This is a genomic window from Bradyrhizobium sp. U87765 SZCCT0048 (assembly GCF_018131225.1).
Taxonomy (GTDB): Bacteria; Pseudomonadota; Alphaproteobacteria; order Rhizobiales; family Xanthobacteraceae; genus Bradyrhizobium_A.
Window position 1 is genome coordinate 493,760 of record NZ_JAFCMM010000003.1, and the last position, 12,314, is coordinate 506,073.

8 protein-coding genes are annotated in these 12,314 nt (G+C 66.7%); 2 read left to right on the forward strand and 6 right to left on the reverse strand.

Translation table 11 applies throughout. The features are described from left to right. Nucleotides 1–20: 20 nt before the first annotated feature. The gene (locus tag JQ639_RS20865) at nt 21–965 is read left to right on the forward strand and encodes a carbon-nitrogen hydrolase family protein (RefSeq protein WP_211968179.1); all 945 of its coding nucleotides are present in this window, start codon (nt 21–23) and stop codon (nt 963–965) included. Between the two features lie 177 nt (nt 966–1,142). On the opposite strand, the gene JQ639_RS20870 is transcribed toward JQ639_RS20865, so the two are convergent. Continuing rightward, the gene (locus JQ639_RS20870; RefSeq protein ID WP_371745155.1) at nt 1,143–3,206 is read right to left on the reverse strand and encodes a PQQ-dependent dehydrogenase, methanol/ethanol family; all 2,064 of its coding nucleotides are present in this window, start codon (nt 3,204–3,206) and stop codon (nt 1,143–1,145) included. A gap of 230 nt (nt 3,207–3,436) precedes the next feature. Continuing rightward, complete coding sequence (locus JQ639_RS20875; RefSeq protein ID WP_211968181.1) at nt 3,437–4,840, reverse strand: aldehyde dehydrogenase family protein; 1,404 nt, start codon at nt 4,838–4,840, stop codon at nt 3,437–3,439. Between the two features lie 201 nt (nt 4,841–5,041). Between JQ639_RS20875 and JQ639_RS20880 the strand changes: the two genes are divergently transcribed. After that, nucleotides 5,042–6,016 (forward strand): helix-turn-helix domain-containing protein, encoded by a 975-nt coding sequence (locus JQ639_RS20880; protein WP_211968182.1) that lies wholly within the window; start codon nt 5,042–5,044, stop codon nt 6,014–6,016. Between the two features lie 39 nt (nt 6,017–6,055). Here JQ639_RS20880 and JQ639_RS20885 read toward each other — a convergent pair whose 3' ends face one another. From JQ639_RS20885 to JQ639_RS20900, 4 genes are all read right to left on the reverse strand, one after another. Beyond that, nucleotides 6,056–6,733, reverse strand: coding sequence for a response regulator transcription factor (locus JQ639_RS20885; RefSeq protein ID WP_211968183.1), 678 nt, complete (start codon nt 6,731–6,733; stop codon nt 6,056–6,058). Then, complete coding sequence (locus tag JQ639_RS20890; protein ID WP_211968184.1) at nt 6,730–10,293, reverse strand: hybrid sensor histidine kinase/response regulator; 3,564 nt, start codon at nt 10,291–10,293, stop codon at nt 6,730–6,732. Before JQ639_RS20890 ends, JQ639_RS20885 begins: the two co-directional genes overlap by 4 nt. A 209-nt stretch (nt 10,294–10,502) precedes the next feature. After that, nucleotides 10,503–11,993, reverse strand: coding sequence for a monocarboxylate uptake permease MctP (gene mctP, locus JQ639_RS20895; protein ID WP_211968185.1), 1,491 nt, complete (start codon nt 11,991–11,993; stop codon nt 10,503–10,505). Then, nucleotides 11,983–12,159, reverse strand: coding sequence for a DUF3311 domain-containing protein (locus tag JQ639_RS20900; RefSeq protein ID WP_211968186.1), 177 nt, complete (start codon nt 12,157–12,159; stop codon nt 11,983–11,985). The genes mctP and JQ639_RS20900 overlap by 11 nt, the downstream gene beginning before the upstream one ends. Nucleotides 12,160–12,314: the final 155 nt, after the last annotated feature.

Sequence of the window (12,314 nt, forward strand, 5' to 3'; positions counted from 1 at the left end):
CAGACGACAAGGGGAATGACGTGACGACATTGAAGGTCGCGGTCGTACAGGCCGCAACGGAAGGAACGGACAGCGAAGCGACGCTGCGCAAGGCGGAAACGCTGATCGCGGAATGCGGCCGGCAGGGCGTGAACATCGCCGTTTTTCCCGAAGCGTTCATCGGCGGCTACCCCAAGGGCGCCGACCTCGAGATCTGCGTCGGGATGCGGCGTCCCGGCACGCGCCAGGAATATCTCAACTACGCCTCGCGGGCGATCGTTGTGCCAGGCGCCGAGACCGAGCGGCTCGGAGCGGCGGCGCGCGACGCGAACCTGTTCCTGGTCGTCGGCATCATCGAGCGCGCCGGCGGCACGCTGTACTGCTGCGCGCTGTTCTTCGGGCCTGACGGCACGCTGCTCGGCAAGCATCGCAAGACCATTCCGACCGCCGGCGAGAAGCTGATCTGGGGTTTCGGCGACGGCTCGACCCTCACCGCGATCGAGACGCCGTGGGGCCCGATGGGCGCGGTGATCTGCTGGGAAAACTATGTTCCGCTGCTGCGCATGGCGATGTACGACAAGGGCATCACCATCTACTGCGCGCCAACCGCCAACGACAGCGACATGTGGGCGACGACGATGCAGCATGTCGCCTTCGAAGGCCGCTGCTTCGTGCTGTCGGCCTGTCAGCACCTGACGCGGGCGCAGTACCCCAGCGACATGCGCAACACCATCACCGACGATCCCGAGGCGATCCTGCTGCGCGGCGGCAGCATGATCGTCGGCCCGCTGGGCAATGTCATCGCCGGCCCTAACTACGACGGCGAGACCATCCTGACGGCTGATATCGACATCGACGACATCACCCGCGCGCACTTCGACCTCGACGTCAACGGCCACTATGCCCGCCCGGACATCTTCCAGCTGACCGTCAACGAGCAAGCGCGGAAGACGGTCGTGACACTGAACGCCCCGACCGGGAGCTGACGCCGGACGCCCGCTGCGGAGCGCGACTTAGGCGCCAAGACGACGCAGCACGATGCGCGAAAGAAAAAGGCCGCATCGAACATGCTCGACCGAGCGGTTCGATGCGGCCTTGACCGTCTGGCGATCGGCCACGGAGGTGACAGGCCGCCTCCGTCGCGATGGCGCGTGACGCGCGCCCTACTTCTTCGGCCGGATGGCGTCCGCCGTGCCCTGGATGAACGCCGCGATCTTGGTCACGTCATCTTCCGAGAGCTTGCCGGTGAAGTCCGGCATGCCGCGATCGATGAACGGCCCCTTGAAGACGATGTCCTTGAGATGGCCGATGGTCTCGGGCGCGGAATAGCCGAGGTTCTTGATGTTGCCGCCCTTGTCGACGCCGGGAACGCCGTGACAGAAGGCGCAGTTCGAGACATAGAGCAGCGTGCCCGGGCCGACGTCCTCCGGCTTGTAGGCGACGCCTTCCAGCAGCTTCTGCGGCGCCATCTTGGCGAACACCGGCGGCTTGGCATCGCCGCCAATCGCGAAGGTGTACACCGTGCCCGGCATCTCGACGTCGGTGGCGCGCGCCGCTTCGCCGTAGACACCGCCCCAGCCGACCGCGATCGACACGTATTGCGTGCCGTCGACCATGTAGGTCGCAGGACCCGCAACGACGCCCGTTCCGACCGGCGCCTCCCACAGCTTGTCACCGGTCGTGGCGTTGTAGGCGACGAAGCGGCCGTCGGCGGTGCCCTGGAACACGAGGTTGCCGGCGGTGGTGGTGGTGCCGCCGTTCCACGGCGATTCGAAGTCGTGCGTCCAGGCCGGCTTCTGCTTGACCGGATCCCACGCGATCAGCCGGCCGAACGGCTTGCTCTTCGGCGGCACCGCGTTGACGGAGTAGCCGAGATTCCAGCCCGTGCCGCTCTGCGCCTTGCCTGGCGCGACCTCGTTGAAGGTGAACGACTTCTCCGACGTCAGGTTGATCGGCACGTTCTGCGCCGGCAGGTACACGAGGCCCGTCTTCGGATTGTAGGACATCGGGTGCCAGTTGTGGGCGCCATAGGGCCCGGGGATCGCGTCGAACGGCGCATCGCCGCGCGCCTCCGCCACCTCCAGCGGCCGGCCGTCCTTGTCATAACCGGTCGCCCAGTTCACATCGACGAAGTTCTTCGCCGAGATGAACTTGCCGTTGGTGCGATCGATGACGAAGAAGAAGCCGTTCTTGGGCGCATGCATCACGACCTTGCGCGGCTTGCCGTCGATGGCGATGTCGGCAAGGATCATCGGCTGGGTCGAGGTGTAGTCCCAGGAATCGCCGGGCGTCTCCTGATAGTGCCAGACGTATTTGCCGGTATCGGCGTTCAGCGCGACGATGGAAGCAAGATAGAGATTGTCACCGCCGCCGGGGCTACGGAACTTGCGATTCCACGGCGAGCCGTTGCCCGTGCCGATATAGACCATGTTGAGGTCAGGATCGTAGGTGATGGTTTCCCACGGCGTTCCACCGCCGCCGGCGACCCAGTACTTGCCTGACGGATCCCAGGTCTTGGCGGCTTTCGCCATCGAGTCGTCTTCATAGGGCTTGGCCGGATCGCCGGGCACGACGAACCAGCGCCACGCCTGCGCACCGGTCTCGGCGTCGTAGGCGGTGATGTAGCCGCGCACGCCGTATTCGGCACCGCCATTGCCGATCAGCACCCGGCCCTTGACGATGCGCGGCGCGCCGGTGATCGTGTAGGAGCGGCTGTGGTCGATGACCGTATCCTTCTCCCACAGCTTCTTGCCGGTGGCGGCATCGAGTGCGATCAGGCGGCCGTCATAAGCGCCGACATAGACCTTGCCCTTGTAGAGCGCGACGCCGCGATTGACGACGTCGCAGCAGCCCTTGTAGCCGATCGAGCGCGGCACCTCGGGATCGAACGTCCACAACGGCTTGCCGGTGCGCACGTCGAGCGCATGCACGACACTCCACGACGCCGTCACGTACATGATGCCGTCGACGACGATCGGCGTGGATTCGACACCGCGGATCGACTGCAGATTGTAGGACCACTTCAGGCCGAGCTTCTTGACGGTATCGGTATTGATCTGGTCGAGCTTGCTGTAGCGCGTGCCCGCGTTGTCGAGGCCGTAGGACAACCAGTCTTTGGTTGTCTTGCCATTGGCCTGGATCGCGGCGTCGTCGACTGCCGACGTCACTTTCTTGACGAACTCGGGCGATCCCTTCGCCGGAGATTCCGCCCGGACCATCTGCGCCATCGCGAACGTCGCGACAGTGGCCGCGATCGCCGCAACGACCGGCAACGATCGCCGCCATGGCGCGCGTCCCTCAGCCCGTTGTGACATCTCACGCGGGGGTTCTGATCGTCTCATGCATTCCTCCCAATCGCTTCTTTGTCATGTTTCGTCCGGCGCGGGCCTGCGACATCCCGCAGGCCCGACGCCGGATCGGCTGGGCATTCGACGTCCCGACGGCAGCAGCCGCCGGTTCAGCGCGCCTCATTCACGATATGGATCTGAGTGAATTCAGCCAAGCCCTCTTCGGCGAACTCGACACCCATGCCCGACTGCTTTGCGCCGCCGAACGGAATATTCGGGCCGAAATCGAGATGTTTGTTGATCCAGGCCGTGCCCGACTCCATTCGCAGGGCAATGTCGCGGGTCTGTTCGCGATCCTTGCCCCACACCGATCCGCCAAGGCCCCAGGGCGAGGCATTGGCGCGCGTGAGCGCATCTTCCGGATCGGAATACTTCACCACCGGCAAAATCGGACCGAACTGTTCTTCGCGCACCAGCCGCGAGGTGTCGTCGATGTCGGCGACGATGGTGGGACGGATGAAGAACCCCGGCCGATCCTCGACCTCGCCGCCGGCGACGATGCGGCCATCGGCCTTCGCATCTGCGAGAAACGTCTTCACTTTTTCGTACTGCATGCGGTTCTGCAGCGGGCCGATGGTCGCGCCCTGCTGCAGGCCATTGTCGACCACGGCCGAGTCCGCAAGCTTCGCCAGACGGTCCACCACGTCGTCGTAGATCGATTCGTGGACATAGGCGCGCTTGATGGCGAGGCACACCTGGCCCGCGTTCATGAAGGCACCGCCGAAGATGCCGGGCGCGACGACCTCCGGATCGGCACCGGGCAGCACGATGGCCGCGTCATTGCCGCCGAGTTCGAGCGTCAGGCGCTTGAGCGTGCTCGCCGCGCTCACCATCACCTTCTGACCCGTCGCCGACGATCCGGTGAACGAGATTTTCGCGACGTCGGGATGCTGCGTCAGGTGTCCGCCGAGATCGTTCTGGTCGGTCACGATGTTGACGACACCCGCCGGGAAGATCCCGGCCATCAGTTCGCCGATCTTCAGTGTCGTCAGCGGCGTGGTCGGGGCCGGCTTGATCACCACGGTATTGCCGGCCAGCAGCGCCGGCGGGATCTTGAAGGCGGCGATCAGCACCGGGAAGTTCCAGGGAATGATCGCGCCGACGACGCCGAGCGGCAGGCGGTGCTGCTCGACACGGCGCGTCTCGTTGTCCTCGATCACCTTGACCGGCAGGTCGAGGCCCGAGAGATGGCGAATGAACGCGCAGGTGTAGATGATCTCGGCCGCGGCCTCCGCCAGCGGCTTGCCCTGCTCCTGCGTCAGCAGGCGCGCCAGATCGCCCTGCTTCGCCTCGATCGCGCCGGCGAGAGCCTCGAGCATGGCGCGGCGCTCGCCGATCGGGCGGCGCGCCCAGGCCGGGAACGCGGCCTTGGCCGCCGCCACCGCGGCATCCATCTGCGCGACCGAGCCGCGCGGGCAGACGGCGAGCACCTCCTCCGTCGCCGGATCGATGACATCCATGCTGGAATCGCCATCCACGAGACGTCCGCCGATCAGCAGCCTGTAGCCGGGCATATGCATTTCCTCCATTGGTGGCGTTTTGGCCATCCTGGAATGGAGCACCCCTGCCTGACTTGGACTTTTCCGCCAAACTCCGGTCGTCACGGCGCAGTCCGCTGCTTCCCATATCCGCATTCGGCGATAGGATGCGACAGACAAAAGGACGCCGTGGTCGAACAGGGCGCCGGAGGACGCGCGAAACGGAGGAACGAGGTCATGCTTTTCGAAGCGTGGGAAGATGCCCTGCGGTCCACCTGCGGGCACTATTATGCCGTTCCCCACGATGATCAGCGCACGGTCGATGGTCATTTCCTGGCGCAGCGGCTGTGTGGCCTCGACATCGCCAATCTGGCCGGCAGAATCCGCCGCATCGACCGCACCCGCCAGGGCATTCGCCAGGACGATCAGGAACATCTCTTCCTGCTCATCCAGCTCGCCGGCTCATCGAGGATCGAGCAGCGTGACGACAGCGCCATCCTCGTGCCCGGCACCCTGTATCTGCTGGATTCGACCAAGCCCATGCAGATCGTCTTCGATGACTCCCGGCCGCACAGCGTGTCCCTGCATCTGCCGCGCGCCGCCTCGCTGGCCGACGCGACCGCGCCGCTGCGTGTCGGCGAGGCCATCAGCGTGACGACGCCCGCGGCGCGACGGCTCCATCGCTATGTTCTCGACGCCCTGAGCCATCGCGAAGCCGCGGAGAAGGTCCGGCCGGACTACCTCATCAACCTGACCCATCTCGCCTTCGCCGCCGGCGATGGCGCAGGCATCGCCGGCAGGACGTTGTCGCAAAGCGCCCGCTTCGAACTGGCGATCCGCGAGATGGAGACGTTCGTCGCACGCCCAGAACTGTCGCTGACCTGGCTCGCCGATCGCATCGGCATTTCCGCCCGCCAGCTCGAGCGCGACTTTCAGGCCCACGAGACCAGCTTCGTCCAGCTGCTGCGCGAGCAGCGGCTCAAGCTGGCGTGCAACCTCGTCGAACTTGCAAGGCGCAGCGGTCGCGACGTCCGCATCACCGACATCGCCTTCGCCTCGGGCTTTCGTGATTTGTCGAATTTCAACCGTGCGTTCCGCGCCCGCTACGGACTGACGCCGCGCGACTATGTCCGTGCAGCCCGGTTTCCGATGGCGCAGAGCGCCTGCGCATCGCTGGCGGCACGACCGGAGGCACGCGCCTCGGCCTTGTGAAGGCGCGAAGCAGCACCTGCACAACGTCTTTCGCGGCAGCTAAAGAGGCCGATCGCTGGAGGGCTGATCGGCCGCCGGCCGCCCGAACGACAACCGCTCCGCCAGCACAGCGGCCTGGGTCCGCGATCCGACGCCAAGCTTGCGCAGGATGGTCGAGACGTGTCCCTTGACGGTCTGCTCGGCGATATCGAGTTCGCCGGCGATCTGCTTGTTGAGCCGACCTTCGACGATCATCGCCAGAATGCGCATCTGCTGCGCCGACAGCGACGACAGGCGCGCCGCAAGCTCGACATCGGCGGCCTGCACCGAACCGCGACCGCCGATATTCGGCGGCATCCAGATCTCGCCCGCGAGAATTTTCATGATCGCCTCGGCCATCGCCGGCAGGCTCAGCGACTTCGGGATGTAGCCGGACGCACCATAGGCAATCGCCCGGCGAATCGTTGCCGCATCCTGCCGGGCGGAGATGATCGCGACCGGCGTCGTCGGAAACTGCGCCAGCAGGATGAACAGCGCCGCGAACCCCTCGATGCCGGGCATCGTCAGGTCGAGCAGCACGAGGTCGATCTCCTCCGGCCTGTCGCCCAGCGCCGCCAGGACGTCCGCCAGCGACTGGCAGCCGATGACGTCGAGATCGGTCATGACCGCCGTCAGCGCGCTTTGCAGCGCGGCCTGCACCAGCGGATGATCGTCACCGATGACAATGCGCGTGGTCACGCCTGATCGCTCCCCTGGTTCGCTGCAAGCTGGCGGCTCAAGGCCTCGCCCCCGAGAAATCGCCGCAGCGCGGCGGGCTTGACCGGCTTCAGCAGCACGTCGCAGCCCCGCGCTTTGGCCGAGCGCCGCACTTCCTCGCTGCGGTCGCCGGTGATGACCAGCGCCCGGAAGCGGCCGCGACTGCTCTGCCTGAGATCATCGAGCACGTCGAGGCCGTTTCGTCCACCGTCGAGATGATAGTCGAGCAGCACCACGTCGGGCCGGCAGGCCGAAGCGGCCGCCAGCGCGGCCGGAGGATCCTCCGCGACGACGACGCGATGCCCCCAGCCCGCCAGCAGCGCCGTCAGCCCCTGCAGGATCATGGCGTCGTTGTCGAGACACAGCACGGTCAGCGACAGCTCCCCTGCCCCAGGCAGGGCGGGCTCCGACGCCGGCTCCGGCCGCAATGCCGCGCCCCCTCCGGACGCCAGAGGAACCGTGACGGCGAAGCACGAGCCATGGCCGTGGCGTGACCGGACATCGACCGCATGCCCCAGCAGGCGGGAGATGCGATCGACGATCGCAAGGCCAAGGCCGAGGCCCTTGTCCCGCCCCGGCGTCAGGCGCTGGAACTCCTCGAAGATCCGGGCCTGATCTTCCGCCGCGATCCCGACGCCGGTATCCCACACCTCGATCCGCAGGTCCGCGCCGCGGCGCCGGCACCCCAGCAGGATCTCTCCCCGCGGGGTGTAGCGCACCGCGTTCGACAAGAGGTTCTGCAGGATGCGGCGCAGCAGATGCGGATCGCTGCGGACGGCGAGGCTGCAGCCGATCACCCGCAGCGACAGCCCGCGCTCGCGGGCGAGGGCCGAGAATTCGATGGTCAGTTGCGCGAGGAGTTCGGCGATGGCGAAATCGCCGAGCTCGGCTTGAACGGCCCGCGAATCGTAGGACGAAATGTCGAGCAAGGTGTCGAGCATGCGTTCGGTGGAGCGCAGCGCCGTGATCGCGCTGCCGACCAGCATCTGATCCTTGCCGCCCGGCTTTGCCGCGTCAGCCGGCGATGCGCGCAGGCTTTCGTCGAGCGCGGACAAAAACAGACGCGCGGCGTTGAGCGGCTGCAGCAGATCGTGGCTGGCGGCTGCCAGAAACCGGGTCTTGCCGAGATTGGCCTGCTCGGCCTCGGCCCGCGCGCGCTCGAGCGCCTCGGTGCGCTCGGTGACCCGCTGTTCAAGATCCTCGTTGGCGCGGCGCAGGGCGTCAGCGGCACGATGACGCTCGGTGACGTCGGTGTAGGTCGAGACGTAGCCGCCTTCCGCGATCCGGTCATAGACGATTTCGAGCACGGTGCCGTCCGGTCGTGTCCGCTCGTAGGTATAGGGAAAGCTCTGGGTCGTGAGGTCGCGATTGACCAGCAGCGCTCCGAGCTCGGCCGCCGCATACTCGCCGCGGTCGACGTTGAACGCGATCAGCTCGGCGAGCGGCAGTCCGACATGGACGAGGTCGCGCGGCAGGTCCAGCAGCTCGATGAAGCGGCCGTTCCAGGCGGTGATGTTGAAGTCCGCATCGAACGCGCAGATGCCCTGCGGCACGCTCTCAAGCGCGCTTTGCAGCAGGCGGCGGTTGAAGCGTAGCGCTTCCGACGCCTCGTCCAGCATGGCCATGGCCGCCCGCCGCGACAGCGAGTGGCCCTCCAGCGACGCGGCGATCACCACCCGCGCCGACGGCGCCCCGATGGCGCCGGCCAGCAGGTTCTCGGCGAAGCGGATCGAATCGAGGTCGACGAGGCCCGACTGGTCGAGCCGCGGTCCCGTTCCCGACCGCCGCGCAGCGACGTACTGATCGAACGCCGCGGCGCCGCGCTCGGCGCCGACGAAACGAATGGCGAGGGAGCGCAGATCGTCGAGCCGGACGACGACGCGCGACGACAGCTGCGGCACCGCCTCCAGCGCCGCGCCGCGCGTGAACACCGCCGCCTGGTTACGCTCGACGGTCGACTGCCGGCCGAGCAGCGAGAACAGCACGAAGCAGACGACATTGCCACTGAGGCTCCACAGCGTGCCGTGCGAGATCGGATCGAGCCCCTCGAGGCCGAAAAGCGCGTCGGGCCGCAGCCACGGCAGGTGCCACAGGCCATCGCGCGCGATCTCGCCAAGGGCCGGCCACAGCGGCGCCGCCGCCGGCAGCAGCAGCGTATAGGCCCACACCAGAAAGCCGACGGTGATGCCGACCGATGCACCGGCCTTGTTGGCCCGCGGCCAAAACAACCCGCCGACGAACGCCGGCCCGAGCTGCGCGACCGCCACGAACGACAGCAGCCCGATCACCGTGAGCGGATAGCTCTGGTTGACCAGGCGATGCATCAGATAGGCGAGCAGCAGGATGCCGACAATCGAGATGCGGCGGACCGTCACCAGCGCGGACGACACCGACCACGTCGCGGCCCGCCGGCCGAGAAAGCGCCAGCGCAGCAGCAGCGGCATGATGACGTCGTTGCACAGCATCGTGCTCAACGCCACCGCCGTCATGATCACCATGCCGGTCGCGGCCGAAAGCCCGCCGACGAACGCGATCAGGCTGATCGCCTGCGCATTCGCCGCGATCGGCAGCGAGATGACATAGGTGTCGGGATCCATGACGGCGCCGAAGCGCGCGATCCCGGCCGCCGCGATCGGCAGGATCAGGACGCTGAACGTCAGGAGATAGACGGGATAGAGCCACGCCGCGGCGCGGGTGTGATCCGGCCGTTCGTTCTCCACGATCGCGACATGGAACGCCTGCGGCAGGCACAGGAAGGCGATCATCGAAATGATGATGGTCGACGGCCAGACCGGCTGGGTCGGCTCGAAGGTCAGGACGCGGCCGAGCTGCGGATCGGCGTGAAAGTGCTGCAGCAGTCCGTCAGGCCCGCCGGAGAGGCCGAACAGCACGAACAGCGCGACCACCAGGAAGGCCAGCAGCTTGACCACGCTCTCGAACGCGATCGCCAGCATCAGCCCGCGATGATGCTCGCTGGCATGGACATGGCGCACGCCGAACACGATCGCGAACAGCGCCATCGATGCGGCGACGCCGAAGGCGGAGTCCTGCCAGAAATGCAGGACGTCGCCGCCCGCCCGCTCCGGCTGCAGGGTCAGGTAGTCGAAGCTCTTGCCGACCGCCTTCAGTTGCAGCGCGATGTAGGGCAGCACCCCGAGCAGCGACGCCACGGTGACGAACGCCGCCAGCGACTGGCTCTTGCCATAGCGCGCGGCGATGAAGTCCGAGATCGAGGTGACGTTCTGGGCCTTGGCGATGGCGATCACCTTGGCGAGGAAGCGCTGGCCGAACAGCAGCACCAGCGTCGGGCCGACATAGATCGTCGCGAAGTCGAGCCCCGTGGTCGCCGCGCGGCCGACCGAGCCGTAGAAGCTCCAGGAGGTGTTGTAGACCGCGAGCGTCAGGCAATAGCTGACCGCCGCCATCCACGATGTCGGCGCCACCAGCGGACCGTTCCCGGCCCGGCGATCGCCCCACCAGGCGACCAGAAACAGCGTCGTGACATAGGCTGCCGCGACCGCGAGAACGAACCACCCCTGCAAGAATTCCTCACTCAGGATCTCTCATCGCCTTCGCCGTTCGAGGCGATCCGGCGGGATATTAGGGCGTTTCGCGGCGACGTGGGCGATGTTTCGACACCGGAGCAGCCACTCACCACCCATGTGGGATCGGCGGCGGACCGGTCCCATGAATGCCGATGGCCGGCCCCTGCGGACCGGCCATCGCACAGATCATGCGGGCAGATCGTCGGTCACGCCGACTCGCGTGACAGCCGCCCCTGCGGCAACCCCTTCAGCAGCAGGTTGACCACGACCGCGACCACCACGTTGAGCGCCAGAGCCAGCAGCCCGGTGTACACCGCGACGGGGCCCATGCCGAAGTCGATGGTGTGCAGCGGCTTCAGTCCGTCGAGCCAGGCGAGCAACGAGCCGCCCGCGAAACCGGCGGCCCAGCCGGCGAGCAGCGCGGGACTGGTGAACCAGCCGACGTAGAGGCCGAACACCAGCGCCGGCAGCGTCTGCAGGATCCACAGGCCTCCCAGCAGCTGCAGGTCGAGCGCGAACTGCGTCGGCATCAGCAGGATCGCGAGCAGCGCGCCGACCTTCACCAGCATCGAGGTGATCTTGGCGACCTGCGCCTCGCCGGCCGGCGTCACGGCCGGATCGACCCAGACCTTCCAGAAGTTGCGGGTGAACAGGTTGGCCGCGCCGATGCTCATGACCGCCGCGGGCACCAGCGCACCGATCGCGATCGCCGCAAACGCGAAGCCGGCGAACCAGCCCGGAAACAGCGTCTTGAACAGGGCAGGCACGACGTCGTTGTTGCTCGCCAGTTTCAGCCCGGCGGCATGCCCCATGTAGCCGAGCAATGCCAGCAGGCCGAGCAGCAGCGTGTAGGCCGGCAGCAGCACCGCATTCTTGCGGATGGTGTTGCCGCTCGCTGCCGCGAAGATGCCCGTCAGGGTGTGCGGATACATGAAGGCCGCGAGTGCCGACCCCAGCGCCAGCGAGGCGTAGGGCACGATCTGCGCCGGCGACAGCACGATGCCGCCCGCGCCCTTGGCCTTGAATGCGGTATCCGCCGCGGCGAAGATCTCACCATAGCCGCCGAGCTTCGACGGCACGATCGCGATCGCGGCGATGACCACGATGTAGATCATGATGTCCTTGACGAAGGCGATCAGCGCCGGCGCCCGCAGGCCCGACGAATAGGTGTAGAGCGCAAGCACCAGGAAGGCGAGGATGAGCGGGATCTCGCCGTGGACGCCGAGCGCCTTGATGGACACCTCCATGCCGATCAGCTGCAGCGCGATGTAGGGCATGGTGGCGAGCACGCCGGTGGCGGCGACCACGAGCTCCAGCGCACGGGAGCCGTAGGTGCCCCGCACGACGTCGGCGGCGGTGACGTGGCCCTTGTCCTTCGCAACCTTCCACAGCAGCGGCATCACCGCGAAGACGAAGGGATAGACGATGATGGTGTAGGGCAGCGCGAAGAAGCCATAGGCGCCGACGGCATAGACCAGCGCCGGCACCGCGATCACGGTATAGGCGGTGTAGAAATCGCCGCCGACCAGAAACCAGGTGATCCAGGTGCCGAACTTGCGGCCGCCGAGGCCCCACTCGTCGAGATGGGCCAGCGTCTCGGGCTTGCGCCAGCGCGACGCGACGAAGCCCATGCCGGTGACGAGAACGAAGAAGGCGATGAAGACCGCGAGCGCGGGAACGTCGACATCAGTCAGCATGGCGCGCGCTCCGGTAGACGATGTAGGTCAGGAGCGAGGTCAGCGGCACCCAGGCAAGCTGGTACCAGTAGAAGAACGGGAAGCCGAACAGAACGGGATCGTGAACGTTATAGAACGGCACGATCATCAGGCCGATGAACGGCAGCAGCAACAGCAGGCGCACCAAGCTTCCCTCCCATGTCTGATGGAGAACGACGCGCGTTTTCAGTTGCGCGGCTTGGGCGCGATATAACGTCAGTTGGCGGTGATCCCGGCCCCCTACATTCGCTCGGTGGAAGACAGTACTTTCGTATGGGGGTGCGTCGCGCCCGCCATTGCGGC

Coding starts and splice junctions, on each gene's coding strand:
- JQ639_RS20870 (WP_371745155.1), bottom strand. CDS start 3,206: ATGGCGCAGATGGTCCGGGCGGAATCTCCGGCGAAGGGATCGCCCGAG.
- JQ639_RS20875 (WP_211968181.1), bottom strand. CDS start 4,840: ATGCCCGGCTACAGGCTGCTGATCGGCGGACGTCTCGTGGATGGCGAT.
- JQ639_RS20880 (WP_211968182.1), top strand. CDS start 5,042: ATGCTTTTCGAAGCGTGGGAAGATGCCCTGCGGTCCACCTGCGGGCAC.
- mctP (WP_211968185.1), bottom strand. CDS start 11,993: ATGCTGACTGATGTCGACGTTCCCGCGCTCGCGGTCTTCATCGCCTTC.